The following is a 23,063-nucleotide window of genomic DNA, read 5'->3' on the forward strand; positions in this document are numbered from 1 at the left end:
GGTTGAGTGTAGTACACCTCGTAGAGACGTAAAATTTTACGTCTCTACATTTGGGAATTAGAAAATGTATTTGATTCAAATGAAAACCGCTATATTTTTTCCAAAACAGGTAGGTTATTTCTGCGCAAGTCCTAAAAGAACTGCACCCTTTTTTTATATAAACAAGTATATGAAATTTACTAAACTAGATGATTGCCAATACTACTTTGTACCAGTTGCATAAGTCCTAATATAGATAAATTATGTCCAAGAACCATATAAAAAAAAATAAAATTATAGTTTTTACACTATTTATTTTTGTGATACTAAACGTACAATTATTTATTTGCCAAAAGCAATTATTGTTTGAACAAAAGTTAGAAAAGCTTTCTAAGCATTTAGAATATATTGATAGCTTAAGTACTATTCCTAGCTTAGATAAATTAGAATGGGCTACTTATAATACATTCAAATTTAAGCTGAAAAGGTACAGAATTGATCTGAATGCTTTTAACGAAACAGGAGGAGTTCCTAGGAACTGGAAAATTCCTGTACATAATTTGAATGATTCTTTGGAGTCAATCCTACCCTACAATTTGCCAGACAATTACATAAAAAAATACAAACAATTATTCTCACCCTGGACATTTAAAGTTAATGCTATGGCTTTAGCAAATGTCCAAACATCAAATCAAGCAGAGTATGATGCTTTAGTCAAACTTAAGGATAAACTTATTGATAGACTCCTAGAGTTTACAGTTTTACAATCTCAGGCAAGATATATTATCTATAAATTCGATTTTCCAATTAGTGATACTGATAGTGTTTTATTAAAACCGTGGGTAAGTGGATTCGCTCAAGGTGTTACTCTTTCTGGCTTATACCATCTATATCAGCGTTTTGGAGATGAAAGATGTCTGAAAATAGCAGATGAAATTTTTGCTACCTTCACTCAATATCGGAATAAGCAAAATAATAAATTTTGGGTAACTGAAATTGATGAGTCAGGATATATTTGGATTGAAGAATATCCTCTAAATAGCGAACCACAGCCGAAAGTTTTAAATGGGCATATTCATGGAATTCTTGGTGTATACGATTATTATAGAATGCGACCTGACAACAAGGATGTTCTGACATTTCTTCAGGGAGCAATAACTACTGTTCATCGCTATGTTAACCAATATCGAAAACCGGGTCATATTAACTTATATGATTTGCGGTTTAAGAAATCTGACTACGGGCCTCAACGCACTATTTTACAGCAGAAATATTTATTCGATATTACTGGGCAGCCCTACTTTTTAAAAATGAGTGAATCTTTCAAGAAGGACTTTGCCAGGGCAAGTAATAATCCTAATTAAAAGGGCAAGTTTATTATATGATTTAAATAAAAATTTATACTTATTTGGGGATATCAGCATATATGGCTAATAGCTTTTCACTTTCTTTTTCCCAGTTTAATTCCTGACTAGCGTCATGACACATTTTTTTTAACTTCTCTAACTTTGAAAAACTACAAATTAGTTGATATACGACCTTAGCAAAAGTATTTGGAGAACTCATATCAGCAACTTCAATTGCACCATACTTGTCTTTAATCATACGAAAGAAAGGCAAATCATCTGCAATAACGGGAACTCCAGCTAATATATATTCAAAAAGTTTATTTGGTGAACAATAAAGATGGTTATCATCAATAGCTTTATAAGGTATTACACCTAGATCTGCACCAGCAGAGTAGTTCAGCATTTCATTACTCGGGACTTGTCCTAAAAAGAAAACCCTTTCTGCTACTCCTTCTGTAATGGCTATCTCTCGGAGATTTTTTTCATATTCACCGTAACCAATGATAGCCAAACAAGTATTTTCAGGAAACCATTTAACTCCCTTCACTAAAGTTTCAATATTACGCTCGGGAGATATCCATCCTTGATAAAGGACTATTTTTTCGTAATTAGCTGGAATATTTCCTTTATGTCTGAGTTTTTGGTTAGCACTTTCAGGAGCAAAATCTTCAGGTAATTCAGTACAATTCATAATTACTTGTGGCGATGCTATTTTATATCGTTCAGCCATCAAGCGAGCAATAAAAGAATTGACAGTAATTACTACATCAGGATGCTTAATGTACTTTTTCTCTAATGAAAAATATAGTTTTTGTAATTTAATGGGTAAAATATTTTGAGCATAATACAGTTCATGAGCATCATAAATCAGTGGTACTTTCCGTGCTTTAGATGCATAAAAGCCAGCTTTAAGACAAGGTAAATCATGAACGTGATAAACATCAGCCTCAAATTCCAAAACCTTAGAGATGATGAATTTATCGAAAGGAGATATTTCAAAAAATTTTCTTGCTAAAAACATGTAAGTTTTATTAACTAGCATCCGCAGACGATCATTAGCAGGAAGTTTGGCTCTGATTTTTTTTAATCTCTCATCATCCCAATCATAGGAATAGCGATGAATCTCAATTCCATCTTGTTCAAAATGCTCCTCAAAAGGAGTTTCAAAGCCTGCCAATAAAGTAACTTTATGACCTGCTTTTACTAATGTTTTAGCTTCTAAGATTATACGCCTGTCTATCATATAGCAATCGGGCGTAAGCATAATAATATTCATTGATAATTATGATAATTTACTTTTGTTTTGATTTTTTTTAATTATCCAATAAGTTCAGGGCAGAATTTTCCAATAAGTTCATATTGAGTTCTGAACGTACTATCTGTCCCCCTGATTCTGCCCCTAGATGGGGAAGTACATTGTGATAAACAATATATTTACCTTTGTCTGGTAGAAGATGAAATCCATAACGAATAGTATTCCATTTTTTCTCCCAATCCCTATCCACCATCACTGGATTATTTTTGCTAGGAACAAATGTTCCATCTCCTTGGTCGCAATATAATAAAGTCTGGTGTCTTCTAGAATGAGTAGTACTTTCCACTAGCAAACAAATATGTTTATCTATATTCAAGCCTGAGAGAGTGTAAAAACCCCTACCAGGCGGTTTTGAGACAATTGTTGAAGAAGCTGACCAATCTTTTCCATTACGAGAAGTAGTTTTTTGAATAATAGTTTTTCCATTTTGAACAATGGTGTAAAACATTGCATATGTCTTATCTGGTTACAGCATAACTAATGGATCAAGTCCTGCTCCTTCTATCGCGACACCACCATATTTCCAAGTTTTACCATCTGGAGAAGAAGCCCATAGAATGTTATCGTAGGGTTTCGCTCGCTTAAAAGCACAACTGAAGTACATTAAAAACGAATTACTTTTTGTTTGATCTTGTACTACGAAAGGAAATGCCTGATTACCTTGACAATTTTTAGGCAAATTTTTGACATCAAATACCCATCCATGTCTTTCAAAATTTGAGCCATCATCACTAGTTGCAAGAAAAATCCGCCACTTCTGATCATCCCCATAAGCAGAGTAGTACATTAAATATTCTTCATCTACTTTTATGACAGAAGGATATTCCACATGTCTAGATTCTTCGCTATCTGGAATCAAACCTAAAATAGGATTAGAAGTAGGATTTACTAATAATTCTGCTGTTCTAGGCTTTTGTGATTTTTTATATGAAAAAATATTCCCAAAAATTAATGAGAAAATACTCCCGAAAATTGCTAGAGATATTATTGCTACCGAAACTTGTAAAATAAATCGCTTTTTATTGGTTTTCATAGTTACTCATAATATACAATTTTTAAAATTAAATTTATTGTTTAGTGCCAATATCATTTAGTCAAGATAAAATTAAAAACAAAGACATTTTAGCCCAAGGCAGATACGTCATGCAGAAAGGAGATTAGTATAAATGAGTAACTTACTATAAATCCGACCTTAAATCTAAAAATTATGTCAAAGTATAAAATCAAAAAAAAGATAAGTAAGTAGGCACAAATAAAATTAACTATGTTACAGAATGTAAAAATATCAAAACCCTTGTGATTGATTAACTTTGCTTTGCTCAGTTCGCAATGACACAGGTACAAATTTTTCCGCCTACCTAACCTACTTAATACCAAAAAATATATGAAAAATATCAATACCTTTGCCAAAATAAGAGCCTACAAAAATCTTGGCAAAACTGGCGAAATTACCCAATATTATCAGGGTTTAGCTTAAAGATACTCTCGACCCTCAAAACCTTTATACTGTAGGCAATACGTTAAAAATAACCTTGTGAAAAAACTTGAAGGAATTTTTAGGGTTTATTGTTTTGCCGAATCTCGGAAAAATAAGGGCTCGTACATCAACTCATCCTCGTAAATTGGTGAAGGTAATTGAAATATAAAAAATTATTTATAGATTTTGGTACAGCTGACTCAGTTGCATTGCTAAACGTTCAAAACTATAATTTTCTACTGCAAACTGTCGAATATCATGGGCTGGGTATTTTTCAAGATTATTGCCAACTTTTTCTATTGCCATTGCTAAAGCGAGGGGATTTTCGTTTTCACAAAGCTCACCGAGATATGCTTGAGTGATTATGCTTTCTGGCCCACCACAGCGTGTACTTACAACAGGTTTACCGCTAGCAAGTGCCTCTACTACTACTACACCAAAAGTTTCTGAACGGCTAGGTAATACTAAAATATCGCATTCTTCTTGCATCAGTCTCGCTACTTCTTGACGCGGTTGCCAATTGAGAAGTTGAATTTCTTTTGTAAATCCATTGTTTGTAATCCAATCCTCTATTTTTTTCTTTAATTCTCCCCCTCCGACAATTTTTAACTCTGCATTAATTCTATCTTTGCGTAAAAATTTAAATGCCTCTAATAAACAGAATGGATTTTTATTACTATCTAAAGAAATAACACTTAATAACTTAATATGATTACGATTAACAGCATCATCATTGCTTTCTTGAGAATGAAACATATTTATGTCAACACCATTAGGAAGACATAATAATTTGTGATGAGTACTTGTAGGTATAGAACTTTTTACTTGACTAGCAAGAGTAGGACTAACACAAATCACTTGATCAGCAGATGCAAGAGATTTAACAGTAATTTGACATACTATCGGCTTATTTGTTAAAAATCTAAATGGACCTGTATGTTCTGTAATTACCAGAGGTAATTGATATTTACTCGATAAATATAATCCTGCAAAGCCATCTAGATAACCTGTGTGAGCATGAACTAAATCAAAGTTAAAATCACGTCGGATACGTTTCGCAACTTTAGCTATTGCATTTCTATAGGAAAATCCGTGCAGATGGAAGGGAACGAAAGGCTGACCGACGATATAAGGAATAAATAAGGTTGGAATTCCTTCATGCAAAAACCAATTACTTGCATCTACAGCTGCTTGGTATTTTTGTATTGCGCTAGCAAAGCGCAAAGGATTTTTGGTGTTAATCCAGAATGGCTGACAAGACACTACCCGAACATCCAAGCCTTCAAATTCTCGCAGAGCCTTTACTTGTTCAGCGACAAAACACCCCAAGTTAGCTTGATTTTGACAAGGGAACATATGAGAAAGCACCAATACTCGGTTAACACTCCTTTTTCTGCTTTGAAAGAAAAAAAGTTCATGTTTTGAGGCTTGAGTATAGGCATTTTCTGCTTTAGTTCTGTTCAACTCTGTAGATTCTAAAAGACTTGATAAATTTTTCATAAGTTCTTCTTTTGCATGCAGAAGTTCTTCTTTTGCATGCAGAAGTTCTTCTTGTACCTGTTGATAATCCAAAATAGATACAGGCATAAAATTCAAGTCATAAAATGGCGTTAAGTTATCAGCCCATAACCATTCAGGTTTAGGATAGTAACCAGAATCTTTAGTAAATAATCCCCAAGAACGTTGATAAGGCAATTGATGATTGCGGAAAATGTTATGTCCTACTTCTAGATGTACAAATGGAAGCAGATTATCCGTTAACGATATGTACTGCAGTGATTTAATCTGAATGTTTCGACTATATATGAGGCTAACTGCTGCACCAAAAATATTGACGTTCCAAGGTTTATCAATAATTATTTCTATATTGTCACTACTGATAGAGTGAATATCCGCCAATAATATAATTTTATCTCTTAAATCATCGTGAGCTAGTACTTTGATACTAGAGCTAGAATCAGACAGATGTGAAGTAAGTTGAACTAAGATTTTATCCCCAGCATTAGGGATCGTAGGAAAGTAAACTTGAATAGAACTTTGCTTTGACTGTACTTCTGTGTCTGTTTCATCGGTGTTTTGGTTTATGATATGTTTTGACCAAAAACATCCTTCAACAAAACCAGTCTTAACTTGCTGCCAAGAATTATTTAAATCTAAAAATAGAGGAGAAAGATATTCTTCTTTTGCCACATTTTTAGAATGTTGTGTAGAATTTAATGCTACGTCTTTACGCTTGTATAAAACAATAATTTCTGACCTATTAATATGTCGATTAAGTAGTGATGTATTTTTAAAGAAGCGTTCACTCTTGAGCTTGCCTAATATCTTCTGACTAACAGGAGAAGAATGATTGGTTACTGTGATACTGCCACAATTAGGACAAACACAATTTTCTGATTCTGAATATATCTGGATCTCGTGCTGTAGTTGCAAAGTAGGGTCTAATGGTGGTCTGGTAATATCTCCTGAATATCTAACTTCAATAACTTCCCATTCTTGAGGACATAAATCAATTAAATCACCTTCCCGAAAGGAACGTTGATGATGATTGATGTGATACACATATCCACAATCAGCACATTTTGCAAAAGATTTTTCTATTTGTTCGGCATGAGGAACTGTAATTAAAACAAACTTTTCAGCTACTCTAAACAGTTCATAAACACCTTTTAAATATACTTCTTCAGGAAGATGTTCTATAACATCATTAGCCATTACCAAATCAAAAGATTTTTGGGTAAATGGAATATCGGTGATAGAACCTATACTATGCTCTTTTATCACACTTTTTAATGCTTCTTCGCTAGAATCTAAACCTACAACACGCATCTCGTTAGGCAAAGCATTAGTTACAAAGCCATCACCACAGCCTACATCTAAAATACTAGCTATATTTTCTGGTATAAGACTCAATATATCTGCTAATACTTGAATCTGGTACGCTTCTGGTTCTTTATTCCAAAGATTTGCTTGATTATAGTACTTTAGTTCAAACATAAACAGAAATTCATTGCATAAAAATTTTATATTTACTCAGTCTCAAGCTTGGCTTCGATTGGCTGACGACAGATTCCGTAGTCTATGGATTCCGTTTCATTAGAGTTTATAACCTGAAAATGGGTACAACGGTCAAGCACGTGATAAGCTTCTGGCTCAACACCATGACGAGGATACCATTTAAAAATTGCAGTACTGGCAACATAAGAGCCTTTACCTAACATTAAGCTGTTTCCTTGAAAAATTATTTTTCCTTTACCTTTAACAACTTCTGTCCCTAGTTCTTTAGCAGACACTAACCACTGGGAAGCTGTTATACCAGAAGGTAAATAAATACAAAAGACAAAAGCGGGGTTATGTATATTAATTTGAGCAAAGTATTCTACAACTACTTGAAATGGTTCTAAGCATTTAATAATTTTGGTACTTTCTTTCAAAGAATTTAATATTTCAATTTTGGTAATTATTATCTCTTTTTGTGAACCATATTCATCTATTTCTTGTAGTTGGTTATCTTGCTGATTTTTTTGCTCATGCGAATTAAAATTAGCGAATGATTTTGGTTGTTCTATTTGATATTCTTTTTCAATAATTAGTGAAGAATCAAATAAAAAAGAGTTTATTTTTTGTTCCGAATTTAATATACCTAAACGATAATATTTGTTTTCCTGTTCGATAAAAACTTCAGTAGCTACACAATTTTCTTCACAATCAGCTCTTATCTCTAATTTTAAAGACGCTGGATCGACTAAATAAGATTTGGGTATAGAAAACTGGAAGGGCGCATGAGCATATTTACCTTGACAGTTACTATAATCACGTTGATAACCAAAATTATCTTTACTTGGTTCTCCCCAATCCATATACCCAGGCTCATTTATAATGTAATGATTTTGGTTATAATCATTATCCATTGGAGCGCCGACATTAATTTCTCCAACTTTATCGTCTCCATAATATAGAACTAGAGAACGGATTTTATGTACACCTATTGGATGTCCTCCATCTATACCAACTAATCTAAATAAAAATGTTTGATATAAATCTTGTTTACTATCAATCTTAATCGCTTGTTTTTTTGATAGTTTAAGGTCTCTAGCTTTAAGTCTAATTTCTTCTTCTTGTCTGACTGCTGCTCCATACTGCTTGATTACATTCAAGGGTTCCCCATCCGCTTTTAAAACACCTCTATGAAACCAAATTACCCGGTTACATAAAGCCTGAACTGAACCTAGATCGTGGCTAACAAATAAAACCGTTGCACCGGATTCTTCTGTTAGCTTTTTCATCCGCTCCACACATTTACCAGCAAAATAAGCATCCCCTGCTCCGAGAACTTCATCAATAATCAAAATTTCTGGTTCAACAACAGTCGCTACGGTAAAAGCTAACCTAGCATACATCCCCGCCGAATAAGTTTTGATTGGTTGTTCAATAAATTCATCAAGTTCAGAAAAATCAATAATTTCTTCTTCTTTTTCTTCAATTTCTCGAGGAGATAACCCTTGATAAGCAAGAGACGCTTGAATATTTTGTCTACCTGTAAATTCTGGATGAAATCCCGTACCTAATTCCATCAAAGCTTGTACTCTACCGTTAACTTTTACGCTCCCTTCGGTAGGTAGAACGTTTCCTGTGATTATTTTCAAAAGTGTACTTTTACCAGCACCATTACGCCCAATTATCCCCAAACGCTCTCCCTTTTTAACTTTTAGGTTGAGTCCTCGCAATGCCCAAAATTCTTGATAATATTTTTTACGCCAGAACAAGTAATGATTTATTCCAAAGGCGTCTAAAACTTTGTCTGCTGGACGGCGATAAAGCCTGTACATTTTACCCAAATCATTGATTGTAATCGCCGGTTCTGTCATATTCAAACACTAATACTCCAGTTCAAAGTAGAAGATAGCATGTGCGGATTTGCAGGAATAATAGGATTTAATCCTTTAGAAATCAATTCACTGGTTCTACAGAATGTTAGCGATACTCTCAAAAATCGCGGTCCTGATGATTTAGGGTTTTTGAGTTGGTCTGATGCTTTACCAGTGGAAATACTACAATATCCTAAAACGATTCAAGGCAAACAAATTACTCTGATTCATCGCCGTCTGTCTATTATCGACCTCAGTATAGCAGGTAGACAACCGATGAGAACGGATGATGGACGATATCATATAGTTTTCAATGGGGAAATCTACAATTACCTTGAACTCCAAACTCAGCTAAAAGCACTCGGACATCAATTTAGTTCCCACTCAGATACAGAGGTGTTACTAGCTGCTTATAGTGAATGGGGTTCTAAAACTTTAAGCTATTTGGTAGGTATGTTTGCTTTCGCCATTCTTGATACCTGGGAGCAGAAAATATTTCTGGCTCGTGATTTTTTTGGCATCAAGCCCCTTTACTATACTTATTGGGAAGGTGGACTGGCCTTCGCATCGGAAATAAAAGCATTGCTACAACTACCTGGTGTTAGTCGTCAGGTAAATCCCCGAAGACTTTATGATTACCTGCATTCCGGACTGACTGACTATGGGGGAGAAACTTTATTTGCTGATATCCGACAATTACCTCCAGCTCATTTTTTAAAAGTATCTCTCGATACACTCGAACACCCACAAATAGAGCGCTACTGGCAAATCGAATTTAGCGATCGCACAGAGCTTTCATTTTCAGAAGCCGCTAGCGAATTGCGACAGTTGTTTCTACAAAATATTAGATTGCATTTACGCAGTGATGTTCCCGTTGGAGCAGCTCTGTCAGGGGGTATAGATTCTTCTGCTATTGTGATGGCAATGCGCCACCTCCAAGGTGAAAACCTCGAACTTCACACATTCAGCTATATTGCAGAAGATTCAGGACTCAGTGAAGAAAAATGGGTGGATATCGTAGCACAACAGGCGGCAGCAATTAAACATAAAGTGCAACCCCTACCTGGAGAACTGGTAGCGGACTTAAATCGACTGATTGACTTGCAAGATGAACCCTTTAGTAGTACAAGCATGTATGCTCAATATCGAGTCTTCGAGATGGCAAAAGCTGCTGGAATTAAGGTTATGCTTGATGGACAAGGAGCAGATGAAATTTTGGGTGGTTACCGACCTTATATTGGAGTACGATTGGCTTCCCTAGTACGTCAAGGAAAATGGAAAAATGCTAGCCAACTCCTGCAAAAAGCATCAAGACTACCAGGGAGCAGTCAAAAGAGTCTGCTCATGCGAACTGCCAGATTCCTGTTACCACCAAGCCTGCAAGCACCCCTCAGGCAGTTGATTAAAAAAGATATTTCGCCTTCCTGGCTAAATGCTAACTGGTTCACCCTAAATGGAGTAGCTCTACATCCTTTATCTCACCCTCACTCCAGCGAAGAATTATTACGCGAACAGCTCTATTACGCTTGCGTAGAAAACAGCTTACCGATGCTCCTGCGTTACGAAGACCGTAACTCTATGGCACACTCAATTGAAAGTAGGGTTCCCTTCCTCACACCAGCATTGGTCAACTTTGTTTTTTCCTTGCCAGAGGAATTTATTATCGCCAATGACGGAACTTCCAAAGCAATATTTCGCCAAGCCATGCGAGGCATTGTCCCAGACCCAATCTTAGATCGCAAAGACAAAATTGGCTTTGCTACTCCAGAACAGCAGTGGCTGACGACTCTACGTCCTTGGGTAGAACAAGTGCTACAAAGTGATGTTGCTTCTGAGATACCCGCATTAAACTTGAAACAAATAAAGGCACAATGTTATGCCATTTTAGAGGGGCGTGCTTCATTTGACTTTTACCTGTGGCGCTGGATGAATTTAATTCAGTGGGCAGAAAACTTCAATGTTGTATTTGAGTAATCAATAATATTTATAGTTTATGCGAATAGTACATATCTCCACGATTCATCGAGCGTTGGATATACGTATTTTTTACAAAGAGTGCAGAAGTCTCGCCAAAAACGGGTATGAAGTTCACTTATTAATTCCAAATCCATCCCATACCGAGTTAGAAGGAGTTTTTTTTCATGCTATTGATAAAGTTACTACTATTCCACGTCTTCAGCGAACCTGGCGACGCCTCAATAGTGCTTACCAACTAGCTGTGTCTTTAAATGCTGATATTTATCACTTTCACGATCCTGAACTAATTCCAGTCGGAATTCTTTTGAAGCGTCTTGGTGCTAAAGTCATTTATGATGTTCACGAAAACACAGCTTGGGAAGCAATTTCGTTACACAAGCGTTACCCTGTGGTAGGCTGGCTCAAATTTGGAATTTGGACTTTCCTCGAAAGTCTAGCCAAGGTCATGTTGGATGCTTTTATTTGCGTTACTCCGGCAATTGGGCAGAAATTTCCACCAACAAAAACTTTTGTAGTTTATAACTTCCCGTTGACAGAGGAATTCCAAGACTTCAACCATAACATTTCTTACTGTGAAAGACCGAACAATATTGCCTATGTAGGTGGTATTACTAAAATCCGTGCCATTCGAGAAATGGTATGTGCAATGGAACTGCTAGCACCAAGCTTGAGAACAAAGCTGATGCTAATTGGGGAATTTTCATCTCCTGAGCTTCAAACCGAGGTTGAGCAACTCCTTGGGTGGGAACAAGTAAAATTTTTTGGTTGGCAATCCCGTAGTGATGTGGTTCAATACTTGGCAAAAGCTAGGTTGGGTCTGGTAATTTTTCATCCAGAGCGAGACCATTTAGAAGCCTTGCCAAATAAATTGTTTGAATATATGGCTGCGGGTTTGCCAGTCATCGCATCTAATTTCCCTCTTTGGCGAGAAATTGTCCAGCAGATTGATTGCGGTCTATTGGTCAATCCTTTAAAGCCAAAGGAAATTGCTCAAGCGATTCAGTATCTTTTAGAACATCCAGAAGAAGCTGAAGCTATGGGGAAACGAGGGTATGAGGCTGTGACATCACAGTATAACTGGGAAACTGAGTCAGAGAAATTACTAAATTTGTACAAACAACTGCAAAAACAAAGATGAAAATTATTACTATTGTTGGCGCTCGACCTCAATTTATTAAAGCAGCGGTTGTTTCTCGAAAATTACAATCCACTCCTAATGTTCAAGAGGTATTAGTTCATACAGGTCAGCACTACGATGGTAATATGTCCGATGTCTTTTTCCAGGAGTTGGATATCCAACCGCCAGACTACCATCTGGGTATAGGTTCTTACACCCATGGAGCCCAAACAGGAAAAATGCTCGAAGCAATCGAACAGGTAATATTACAAGAAAAACCTGACTGGGTAATAGTATACGGAGATACTAATTCTACTTTAGCTGGAGCGATCGCAGCAGTTAAGCTCCATATCCCTGTGGCTCATGTAGAAGCTGGTTTGCGTTCCTTTAATCGACGGATGCCTGAGGAAATCAACCGAGTATTGACAGACCATAGTTCTGACCTGTTATTTGCTCCCACCAATGCTGCTGTGAAAAATTTGCATGCTGAGGGCATCAGCGAGGAGAAAGTTCACTTGGTGGGGGACGTGATGTATGATGCTGCTCTTTACTACGGAGCTAAGGCTGCTCAGAATAGCTCTATTTTGGACCGTCAGAAGTTAACACCCCAGAGCTATATATTAGCAACAATTCACAGAGCAGAGAATACTGACTATTCATCTCGACTGCAAGCAATCTTTGGTGGATTGGTAGCAGTTGCAGAGAAAATACCAGTGGTTTTACCATTGCATCCTCGCACCCGTAGTGCTTTGTCGCGAGAAGGTCTACTAAACGATGTTACGCGATCACTCAGACTAATAGAACCGGTCGGATACTTAGACATGGTAATGTTAGAGAAAAATGCCAAGCTTGTGGCGACTGACTCCGGTGGCGTTCAAAAAGAAGCATTTTTCCACCGAGTGCCTTGTATTACTCTACGAGAAGAAACAGAGTGGGTAGAATTAGTTGAGTCTGGTTGGAACCAATTATTACCACCAGTTTCCACAGTGGCAGTAACTAACATCATATTAAACAGTCTAATAAGCAAGTCTAACAAGGAAGAAACTGTTGGACTTTACGGAGGAGGACTAGCAGGGGAAGAAATTGTTAAACAACTCTTATGAGAAAATTTAGACAACAATTTATGTAACGATAATTAGCATTTTTCTGCTTAAGAAAAGCCTCAAAGCTTTATATGTCAATACTTTTAGCTCGGACTGATTATTGCTTTTATACATCTGGATTATAACTAACGCCGTGCTATGCTAAGAGCGATTTTTTAAGCTTCAAGGGTACATTCTTTACCACGACTGTATTTGAGGGTTTTTACGTCTTATTTTTTGTCCAATTCCTACTATTTCAACGAAATTGTGTGAAATAAAAAAACTATCAAAATAAACAGTCTAGTTTGAGCCTAATCTTTAGTGGGGTTATCTTGGTAGTCTGGCAAAATAAGGTCTTTTAAGTTAATTAAAATTATTAGCAGCACTTAAACTTGCCTTACATACCAACGAATTACCAGAATAAATAAATTTATGACTCAAAAAGCCCTAATTACTGGATTAACAGGACAAGATGGTTCCTATCTAGCCGAGCTTCTCCTCTCCAAAGGTTATGAAGTTTTTGGACTAGTTCGTCGCACCAGTACCAGTAGTTTAGAACGAATCAATCACCTTTCAGGCAAGATTAAAATTATATCTGGTGACTTGCTAGATCAATTTTCACTGATGGATGCGATTTCTGAAATACAGCCTAATGAAATTTATAACCTCGCTTCCCAGAGCTATGTTCCTCTTTCTTGGAAACAACCATCTTTAACCGCTGAATATACTGCAATTGGAGTATCCCGCCTTCTTGAGTCTATCCGCCGTTGTAAATCAGACACCAGATTTTATCAAGCTTCCAGTAGTGAAGTTTTTGGTCAACCTGATAATTCTCCCCAAACAGAACTTACGGCTTTTCGTCCCCGCAATCCTTATGGTGTAGCTAAAGCTTACGCCCATTGGATGACCATTAATTATAGAGAGCATTATGATCTTTACGCATGCTGTGGCATAACTTATACACATGAATCCGTACGCCGCGGCACTGAATTTGTTTTTCGTAAAATCACCCACACCGCTGCACAGATAAAACTTGGTTTGGCAACAGAACTTAAATTGGGCAACTTGGATGCCAGACGTGATTGGTGTTATGCGGAAGATGCCGTTTATGCAATGTGGCTAATGTTACAACAAGAACGACCCGATGACTATATTATTGCTAGTGGCGAGACCCATTCTGTTAAAGAATTAGTCCAGTGTGCTTTTGAGTATCTTGGCTTAGACTGGCAAAATTATGTTTCTGTCGCTCCAGAGTTTTACCGTCCAGATGAAAGTATACAACTAGTTGGTTGCATAGATAAAATCAAAACTCAGCTTGACTGGAAACCACAGTATTCTTTTGAAGATATGGTAAAACTTATGGTTGACTACGATCTGAAAAGCTTAAGTAATAGGTGTAAATTACCAGTACCATACTGAACAGTTACAATTGATGCGACTCTAATTGCAGCTAAAGCGAGCGGAGTTCGCTTGGATGACCAATCGCTTTTGTTAAGTCATCGGTGATAACATAAACAGTAATTATTTTTTTGGATATTATCCTCCAATTTTTGTTCCTGATGATTGTATTATGAATAGCTCTCTAATCAGCCAGCGCTATGCGCTGGCGAAAATTAATTAGCAAGTTTGGTTATTTAATTTATATAATTAGCGACACAGGTAAAAGGTATGGGTAAAATATTAATTAATTTATCTATTGTATTTTCCCAACCTACAGGTATTAGTAATTACGCGACTAATCTAGTTCCTTATTTACAATCTTTACAGCCTACCCTACTGACGGCAAAAGATTATTCTTATCCCGACTTTAATTGCTATTCTATTCCCAATAACTTAACTCCTGCTCAAGGTAAAAAAGGTCATTTGTCTCGCTTGTGGTGGACACAATTTCAACTACCAAAAATCTGTAAAAATCTCAAGCCACAGTTATTATTTTCCCCACTTCCAGAAGCGCCACTTTACAATAGGTTTCCCTATGTAGTCACAGTTCATGATGTAATCCCCTTGCGTTTCCCCAAACGCTTTTCCCCCCTAACACCTTATCATCGTTACTATATTCCCGAAGTACTCAAACAAGCTGAGCATGTAATTTGTAATTCGATGGCGACTGCTAGAGATATTACTGATTTTTTGAAAATATCAGCTAATAAAATTACTCCTATTCCCTTAGCTTACGATGCTAATTGCTTTCAACGCCACAAAAGTGGCAATGTACACCATAATAAAAAGTATTTCATATATATTGGACAACACAAAACTCACAAAAATGTCCATCGTTTAATTAAAGCTTTTGCAGGATTAGCTCATAAAAAAGATTATCAATTATGGATAGCTGGTTCTAGAGATAAGCGCTATACTCCCCAATTACAACAGCTAGCGACAGAATTGGGAGTTGGGGAACAGGTAAAGTTTTTCGACTATGTGAGTGCAAAAGAATTACCAAATATGATTAGTCAAGCTGTTGCTTTGGTATTTCCCAGTCTTTGGGAAGGTTTTGGCTTTCCAGTACTAGAAGCAATGGCTTGTGGAACTCCGGTTATTACATCTAATATCTCCTCATTACCTGAGGTTGCTGGTGATGCAGCAATTTTAATCGATCCTTATAACCACAATGAAATTACAGCAGCTATGGAAACCTTAGCCAGCGATCGCCAGTTACGCTCTCACCTCTCCCAAAAAGGTTTAGAACAAGCTAGTAAGTTTACTTGGGAAAAAACTGGAAAAGCAACAGCAGAGATTTTATCTCGGTTTATTTAATTGGGGATTGGGGATTGGGGATTGGGGATTGGAGATTGGGAGCAATATCAGAAAATCTTCGAAAAACACAGAATTCCCTAAATATGCAAGTTACTAACTACCTATGACCAAGTCGCCAGTCACCAGTCACCATATGACGCTTACGCGTCACGCCTTGCTAACACTGCGGTCGCAGTGCGGGTGCACCCCATCCCCTAAGCATTCCCAACTGCACCAGAGAATACAGTTCCTCGCTGTACGTCCATAGTGAGAATTGCTCCATCTCTAATTGTTTTAGTAGCATTTTTGACGCCAACAATCACAGGCACTCCGAGACGCAAACCAATAATTGCAGCGTGAGAGTTAAGACTTGCATCTTCAGTAATAATACCACTAGCTTTACGAATTGCTTCAACAAAATCAGCGCTGGTAGATTTAGCAACTAAAATTTCTCCAGGATTAAAGTTACTAACATCCATTCCAGTAGTTGCAACTCGAGCGCGACCACTTACAGAACCCTGTCCCAGTCCAATTCCTTGACCGAGAACTGCTGTTACAACTTCCACTTTGATTAAGTCAGTTGAACCAGATACTCCTTGGAGGGTTCCGGCAGTCATCACTACTAAATCCCCCTCACAAGCAAGCTGATTTTCTAAAGCTACGTTTATTGCTGCTTGGAATGTTTGACCAGCGGAAGGTAATTCCAGCACTAATAGTGGTTTAACACCCCATACCAACTGTAGTCGGCGAGCAACATTAACGTGGGGTGTAACGGCTAAAATTGGCGTTTTGGGGCGAAATTTAGAAACGTTACGAGCGGTTGCCCCACTTTGGGTTAAAGTCATAATTGCTGCAGCACCCAATTGCTCGGAAATTTGACCTACAGCTTGTGATATGGCGTTGGGAATTGAACGTCTAGAATCTCGAGCTTGACGAGCGTTGACATTACTTGCTTCTTCCTGCTCTATCCGTTCGGCAATTCGCGCCATAGTCGCCACGGCTTCTACAGGGAATTGACCGACAGCAGTTTCATTGGAAAGCATCACAGCATCGGTTCCATCCAGAATTGCATTTGCTACATCTGAAACTTCTGCACGGGTGGGGCGAGGGTTACTTACCATGCTATCTAACATTTGGGTAGCTGTAATAATTGGTATTCCCAAACGATTGGCTGTAGCAATTAAACGCTTTTGTAATACGGGAACGTCCTCTGCTGGTAATTCTACCCCTAGGTCACCCCTGGCAACCATTACACCGTCGCATAAAGCCAAAACTGCATCCATTTGTTCGATCGCTTCATGCTTTTCAATTTTGGCGATTACTGGAACCTGTTTCCCTGTGGAAGAAATCAGTTCTTTGATTTCGATCATGTCCTGGGGATTGCGAACAAAAGAAAGGGCTACCCAATCCACACCTTGATCGAGACCAAAAATTAAATCCTCACGGTCTTTATCGGTCATTGCTTTAACCGACAAATAAACACCCGGGAAATTAACACCTTTGTTGTTGGAAAGTTTACCAGGCACAGTGACACTACAATGTAAGTCGCCTTTATCGCGGTTAATTTCCTCCACCAACATTTCAACTTTTCCGTCATCCAGAAGAATTTTGGAACCAACAGGAACTTCTTCGGCGAGATAATCATAGGTCACACAGCTTATTTCCTGGGTACCCACCACCGGACGATTGGTAAGAGTAAAGCGATCGCCTTTTTGTAAAACTATAGAACCATTTTCAAACTTGCCAAGGCGGATTTTGGGACCCTGTAAATCTTGGAGAATGGCGACTGGCTGATTTAACTCAAATGCTGTCTGTCTAATTGTGCGAATATTACGCTGATGGTCGGCATGACTACCATGGGAAAAATTTAATCGCAGTGTAGTTGCACCTGCTTCAATAATTGCCCGCAAAACTTCAGGACTACTTGTAGCAGGACCAATAGTGGCAACTATTTTTGTTCGACGTAGAGAATCTTTCAATTGCATAAAGACTGAATTTAGGAATCTATCTCGGGAATTATCGTAAATTAAAAGCTACTTCTTTTCAGTTGTTGGCGAATCAATCATGGAATTTCACATGGAATTTCAACAGACGTATGAGTGCTCCGAATTTACTCATAGATGCTGCTAATACACCAAAAAGAGCCTTAAACTACAACGGAAATCATAGTTTCTTAAATACTTAAGCACTTGAAGCTTTTAGCTTTCTAATGTCGTCTGGGATCATACCTTTATTGGACACCTAATGTGTCAAGCTGGAAATAAATCTTGGTACACAAATCTTTATTATGCGCCAGTCCGTGTCGTATACTCGCAATATTTGATGATTAAGGAGTTCGAAATGTTGACCTCGGAGGCACACAAGCCGCTGACAGCGCCGCCAAGGGAATTTTTAGCACCTCCGGGCGATCTAAACCCAACTGTTCTGATGTTTGTTGGGGCGGTGTTAATAGTAGCTTTATCTGTTTGTGGTTATTGGGTTTGGCAAATACCAAATTGGGTGTGCTTTTTGATGAATGTTGTTGCTTTGCATATTGCAGGCACCGTAATTCATGATGCATGTCACAAATCTGCTCATAGCAACCGGGCAATTAATGCAATATTAGGGCATAGTAGTGCTTTAATGCTTGCTTTTGCCTTTCCAGTATTTACCCGCGTTCACCTACAGCACCACGCTCACGTTAACGACCCGGAAAAAGATCCCGACCATTACGTTTCTACTGGTGGTCCATTATGGCTCATTGCTGTGCGTTTTTTCTATCATGAAATTTTCTTCTTTAAACACAAACTGTGGCGTGATCGAGAACTTATGGAATGGTTTTTCAGTCGTTTGTTCGTGGTCACAATTGTTCTCGTTTCCATTCACTACCACTTTTTAAGTTATATCCTAGATTTCTGGTTTGTACCTTCTGGTGTGGTGGGATTAGCATTGGGGTTATTTTTTGATTATTTACCCCATCGTCCTTTCACGGAACGCAATCGCTGGAAAAATGCTCGTGTTTATGCTAGTCCAATTCTCAACATCCTAATTTTGGGACAGAATTATCACTTAGTCCATCATTTATGGCCTTCTATACCCTGGTATAAATACCAACCTGCATACTACATGATGAAACCCCTACTTGATGAAAAAGGATCCCATCAATCTTTGGGATTATTACAGAAGAAAGACTTTTTCGGCTTTCTATATGACATTTTCCTAGGTATCCGTTTCCACCATGCTCAGGAAAAATAGCAGGTAGAAAAGATTGGGGATTGGACATTTTTCCATCCCCCATTATCGGTCTATTAAAATTTGAATATTTCTGAAAACAAATTATCGAAAATTGAATAAATTTCACTTTTTGCTGGGGTGGTGATTCTAAATTACCTCAGCAATTAACAATTAAACATAGCCAAAATTCAGGATTTTTTTGAAACATAAATTGTGTAGAGATGTTAAGAACAACATCTCTACAGCCTTAAAATGTCTATTAGTAGTTAATCAACTACCCTATCGAGTGCATAGCAGATGAATTTCCAACAATTACAATAATTACAATTACAAACAGGTGAAACCTTCGCTCGCTAGTCCTCAGAATCTACATGAAACAGATTGAGGAAGTGGGTTTCACCTATTTGATAAAAACAAGGTTTGCTAATTCCTGATGTCGTAATTACTTAGCATAGATTGTTTGCACCTCATTACTGGGAAATATCTCCAACTATTGTTGGGAATGCTGCAGATTATTGTTTTGAGATAGCAATTTGTTTTTTAGATATTAGTCGAAAGGCTTAAAGCCTGAATTAGCTCTATCTCTTTAGAAAAATTGAGCTTATCTAAGGATTCTGTAAAAAACACAAAACCTTTGTAAGCTGTTGCATATTTGTAGATTTTTGTGAACAAACCTTCCGCAGTCATGATTACCAGCGGAGCCTCACTCTTAGAGAGAATGGTGATAAAATCTTCACACTTTACATGAACACCTGTTCCTCGGTCAGTGAATATTTGTCCGCCAAATGCGGTGGGTTGAGCATTATTGCCATCACCGTCAAGCTTCATATTTTCTTAAGTATTTTCACATAGAACATAAGCTCATTCTACAATTGGGGTTATGTAGTTGAATGTTATGTCCGTAACCGCTATCTTCAGACTTGGTTAAATTTTCCCCAACTGCAGTGTTTATAAAAAATTTATATTAGATTTCCTTCGCAGAAAATTTCTACGTTGAAAAAAAATTATTCTTAGATTAATTAATTAACAACAGCTTTGCTCCAGTCAGGACGCAAATTAGCAGCATCACGCAAGTAAATATGTTGAACGCTTGAAGGGTCGGACAAGTAAGCATGAACTAAAAGTCGAATACAATATTTCAAACTTTGGGGTACATACATTTGTTGAACATCCAGCATGGGAACACAATCCCAGTGGGGACGAGAACGGGCGATCGCTGCGGGAAAAGCTGCATCCAAATCGCGTGTTACCGAGAAAGTAACGCTAACCATGTCAGCTGGATGCAAATGATTACGTTTTTCTAACTCATCTAGTAATTCTGTTATTGATTCTCGCATGGCTTCAACTGTGTTTTCAGAAACAGTTGTTGCACCACGAATCGCCTGTATTCGCCACTCCACAAAAAAAAATCCTCCAATTAATTTGCTTTTAGCTGTCAGTTAATGCGCAATACTTACAGTACGCTTACGCTAGACCGCGAACGCTTTGCTAACAGTTTATGGCTAAAGCCATACCCTTACGGGCTACAGGTATTAGTTTATGGTCCACGCCACGCCTTTACAGGCTAAAGTTGTTAGGTATCAGTTACATGTTTGTTTTTAACTGTTCACTGTATGGCTAAGACTACGCCCCGCTAACACTGTTAACTGTTAACTGATAACTGTTCGTCATCAAGGTCTGTATAACCACAGTGGAAGACCGTTGGTAGAAATTTCAAAATCCAACCAATCTATTCCAGTTCCAATTTTACTCTTTGCTTGACGATTTCCCGGTAAAATACGACTCAAAAGGGGCTTACGTTCCTCAAAAGTATAAACAGGTGTTTTTTCCGGATCTAGACCTACTAATTCTGCAGCCCAACGACGAGCATCTTCTTCTGCTCCAAGTTTATCTACAATACCCAGTTCCAAAGCCTGCTGTCCAGTAAAAATCCGCCCATCAGCAAAAGTTTTAACTGTTTCTGGTTCTAAATTACGTCCTTCAGCAACCGTTTGCACAAATTGTTGATAACTGGTGTCTATGAGTTCCTGCAAAATACCTTGTTCTGGTTCGGTCAGTTCTCGATCAAATGCCAAGATATCTTTGTAAGGACCAGATTTAATAACTTTGAAAGAAACGCCAACTTTATCCAGCAATCTTTCTAGGTTATTCCCACGTAAAATTACACCTATACTGCCTGTAATTGTTCCTGGATTTGCCATGATGTATTCTGCACCCATACCAATGTAAACACCGCCAGATGCAGAAATGTTGCCAAAAGAAGCAACTATTTTCAATTTATCGCGCAAACGCTTTAGAGCACTATAAATTTCTTGAGAATCTCCTACGGTACCTCCAGGGGAGTCGATCCGTAGTAACAAAGCCGGAAACTTTTTTTCTTCCACTGTTTTGAGTGCTTCTAACACTCTCTTGCGGGTAGCTCCGGCGATCGCACCGTTAATTTCAATTCTGGCAATTTGTTTGCGAAACCTAGGCTTAAAAGGCCAAATCATGAGTAGTCAAAAAAAAACACTATAAACTGAATGTTAAGCTTCAAATGGCAGTAAGCTTCAAATGAAAATATAATCAAGCATCGGGAAGGAAGAAGTCTGCAAATTTTTGCCGTACGGTGATGTTGTCACTTTATATTATTTGTATTTACTTACTTAAAGACTTCTTGGTTTTTTATGAATGAAATTATAGCTTATCTTGTAGTGAGTTATTTAGTTTTACTGTTAATTGATTTTCATTAACCCTTAAAACAGCATAATTTTATAGCTTTTGATTATAGCTTTTGATTACAGCTTTTAACTATTTATGCTGTGATTTACTGACACATCTTTCCGACGTATCGTTATCTACAGACAAGATAATATCTTCATTTCCCTAGTCAAGTTTAATTCCACTTGCATCTATGACAAACAATCAATAGCACATTGTCGATGAAAATTTGTAGTTGAAAGTTGCTTTTTGAATTATTTACTTAAGTGTTTAAGTAATTAAAACTTCAGTAATTAAAACTTCAAATTCCAATTGCAAAATTTCTAGGCTTTGATTGACAAGTATTTTTGACATCCTGGAAACATTTGAAATTTAAATATATTACTCCTTTGCTAGTCAACTATAGGGTCATGATTGGTAAATGACTCTTAATTAAGATGCTTTTTGCAAATCTTTAAGAGTTCAGACGTAAAATTTGACATCGGTAAAAAGCATAGGCATCAAATAGGACTCCCACAAAACAACAGGTCAAACAGATAACCAACACCCCTTGTAATGGTGTTCCGTTACCAAAAACCATGAGAAATTGTGAGATATCTTGGGAAATTACTTGTGTTAGCTCTTGTAGACCAGGGAAATAACTGACTAAAATAATTACAGCCCAGAGGCTACCAACAAATAACATTGGCACAACAAAGCTGAAAATCATAGACAGTAGCAGCGAACGGATAAAGTTAGCAAGAATGTTCATCACTATACAGGCTCCGTGAAGTTCCAAAAATAAGACCTGCTTTTTCAATATCTACAATAAGGTAGATTGACCTTCATGGGGCGTTTTTTCAAAAATCTTAAGTTTTCATTAAAAAACAACAAAGTTCACATTTCATTTAAATCGCCAATATACAGGGCTATCTTTTAGATGTAAACCTTTACTTACAAGCTTCTGCAGGGTTTATGAGAGAATGGAGTAAGATTGTGCATCCCAAGCTGACTTTCTGAGAGAAAGTTTAAACTTAGTAACTTTTACCAGTTAAAGACTAAGAGAAGTTACAAAATTTCGGAATAGGGATTCGGTTAAATTGTCTTCCTGTTTACAAAGCAAAAATTTGGGAAATTGTTCGGATGAAGATAACCACACTCATTGTGATGTAGCTGAACAGTCCCAGAATACTGGAAAATCGTCACAAATACTTAAGTAGAAATAATCTATTAACTCAATCTATAAACTCATAACTCATATTTCGCTATGA

Annotated in this window: 17 protein-coding genes; 7 read left to right on the forward strand and 10 right to left on the reverse strand. The window is 37.3% G+C overall.

All coding sequences use genetic code 11. The annotated features are described in order from the left end of the window. Positions 1 to 299: 299 nt before the first annotated feature. Positions 300 to 1,343, forward strand: a complete 1,044-nt coding sequence (locus QNJ50_RS06915) for a D-glucuronyl C5-epimerase family protein (protein WP_300633507.1) — start codon at positions 300 to 302, stop codon at positions 1,341 to 1,343. Positions 1,344 to 1,383: 40 nt separating this feature from the next. On the opposite strand, the gene QNJ50_RS06920 is transcribed toward QNJ50_RS06915, so the two are convergent. From QNJ50_RS06920 to QNJ50_RS06940, 5 genes are all read right to left on the reverse strand, one after another. Then, on the reverse strand, positions 1,384 to 2,571 hold the full coding sequence (locus QNJ50_RS06920) for a glycosyltransferase (protein ID WP_300633509.1): 1,188 nt from the start codon (positions 2,569 to 2,571) through the stop codon (positions 1,384 to 1,386). Positions 2,572 to 2,641: 70 nt separating this feature from the next. Further along, positions 2,642 to 3,091 carry a hypothetical protein gene (locus QNJ50_RS06925; protein ID WP_300633511.1) on the reverse strand — a complete coding sequence of 150 codons (450 nt, stop codon included), beginning with the start codon at positions 3,089 to 3,091 and terminating at the stop codon, positions 2,642 to 2,644. Positions 3,092 to 3,109: 18 nt separating this feature from the next. Then, complete coding sequence (locus tag QNJ50_RS06930; protein WP_300633513.1) at positions 3,110 to 3,676, reverse strand: hypothetical protein; 567 nt, start codon at positions 3,674 to 3,676, stop codon at positions 3,110 to 3,112. Positions 3,677 to 4,297: 621 nt separating this feature from the next. Next, positions 4,298 to 7,117, reverse strand: coding sequence for a glycosyltransferase (locus QNJ50_RS06935; RefSeq protein WP_300633515.1), 2,820 nt, complete (start codon positions 7,115 to 7,117; stop codon positions 4,298 to 4,300). 32 nt (positions 7,118 to 7,149) lie between these two features. Beyond that, positions 7,150 to 8,988 (reverse strand): polysaccharide ABC transporter ATP-binding protein, encoded by a 1,839-nt coding sequence (locus QNJ50_RS06940; protein ID WP_300633517.1) that lies wholly within the window; start codon positions 8,986 to 8,988, stop codon positions 7,150 to 7,152. Between the two features lie 39 nt (positions 8,989 to 9,027). Here QNJ50_RS06940 and asnB point away from each other — a divergent pair, with 39 nt between their 5' ends. From asnB to QNJ50_RS06965, 5 genes are all read left to right on the forward strand, one after another. Then, on the forward strand, positions 9,028 to 10,962 hold the full coding sequence (asnB, locus tag QNJ50_RS06945; protein ID WP_300633519.1) for an asparagine synthase (glutamine-hydrolyzing): 1,935 nt from the start codon (positions 9,028 to 9,030) through the stop codon (positions 10,960 to 10,962). Positions 10,963 to 10,981: 19 nt separating this feature from the next. Next, positions 10,982 to 12,103, forward strand: coding sequence for a glycosyltransferase family 4 protein (locus QNJ50_RS06950; RefSeq protein WP_300633521.1), 1,122 nt, complete (start codon positions 10,982 to 10,984; stop codon positions 12,101 to 12,103). Then, positions 12,100 to 13,185 (forward strand): UDP-N-acetylglucosamine 2-epimerase (non-hydrolyzing), encoded by a 1,086-nt coding sequence (wecB, locus tag QNJ50_RS06955; protein WP_300633523.1) that lies wholly within the window; start codon positions 12,100 to 12,102, stop codon positions 13,183 to 13,185. The genes QNJ50_RS06950 and wecB overlap by 4 nt, the downstream gene beginning before the upstream one ends. A gap of 411 nt (positions 13,186 to 13,596) precedes the next feature. Then, the gene (locus tag QNJ50_RS06960; protein WP_300633525.1) at positions 13,597 to 14,583 is read left to right on the forward strand and encodes a GDP-mannose 4,6-dehydratase; all 987 of its coding nucleotides are present in this window, start codon (positions 13,597 to 13,599) and stop codon (positions 14,581 to 14,583) included. 249 nt (positions 14,584 to 14,832) lie between these two features. Beyond that, entirely contained in the window at positions 14,833 to 15,921 is a 1,089-nt protein-coding gene (locus QNJ50_RS06965; protein ID WP_300633527.1) for a glycosyltransferase family 1 protein, read from the forward strand. A gap of 194 nt (positions 15,922 to 16,115) precedes the next feature. On the opposite strand, the gene pyk is transcribed toward QNJ50_RS06965, so the two are convergent. Next, the gene (pyk, locus tag QNJ50_RS06970) at positions 16,116 to 17,885 is read right to left on the reverse strand and encodes a pyruvate kinase (protein WP_300633529.1); all 1,770 of its coding nucleotides are present in this window, start codon (positions 17,883 to 17,885) and stop codon (positions 16,116 to 16,118) included. Positions 17,886 to 18,240: 355 nt separating this feature from the next. Here pyk and crtR point away from each other — a divergent pair, with 355 nt between their 5' ends. After that, complete coding sequence (gene crtR, locus QNJ50_RS06975; RefSeq protein ID WP_300633531.1) at positions 18,241 to 19,134, forward strand: beta-carotene hydroxylase; 894 nt, start codon at positions 18,241 to 18,243, stop codon at positions 19,132 to 19,134. A 519-nt stretch (positions 19,135 to 19,653) separates the two neighbouring features. Here crtR and QNJ50_RS06980 read toward each other — a convergent pair. From QNJ50_RS06980 to QNJ50_RS06995, 4 genes are all read right to left on the reverse strand, one after another. After that, positions 19,654 to 19,941, reverse strand: a complete 288-nt coding sequence (locus tag QNJ50_RS06980) for a hypothetical protein (RefSeq protein WP_027842462.1) — start codon at positions 19,939 to 19,941, stop codon at positions 19,654 to 19,656. Between the two features lie 191 nt (positions 19,942 to 20,132). Beyond that, the gene (aroH, locus tag QNJ50_RS06985; protein ID WP_300633535.1) at positions 20,133 to 20,513 is read right to left on the reverse strand and encodes a chorismate mutase; all 381 of its coding nucleotides are present in this window, start codon (positions 20,511 to 20,513) and stop codon (positions 20,133 to 20,135) included. A gap of 270 nt (positions 20,514 to 20,783) precedes the next feature. Continuing rightward, the gene (gene sppA / locus QNJ50_RS06990) at positions 20,784 to 21,605 is read right to left on the reverse strand and encodes a signal peptide peptidase SppA (RefSeq protein WP_300633537.1); all 822 of its coding nucleotides are present in this window, start codon (positions 21,603 to 21,605) and stop codon (positions 20,784 to 20,786) included. A gap of 662 nt (positions 21,606 to 22,267) precedes the next feature. Further along, on the reverse strand, positions 22,268 to 22,564 hold the full coding sequence (locus tag QNJ50_RS06995; protein ID WP_300633613.1) for a hypothetical protein: 297 nt from the start codon (positions 22,562 to 22,564) through the stop codon (positions 22,268 to 22,270). Positions 22,565 to 23,063 lie beyond the last annotated feature (499 nt).

This window comes from Mastigocoleus sp. MO_188.B34 (genome assembly GCF_030065675.1).
Taxonomy (GTDB): domain Bacteria; phylum Cyanobacteriota; class Cyanobacteriia; order Cyanobacteriales; family Nostocaceae; genus Mastigocoleus.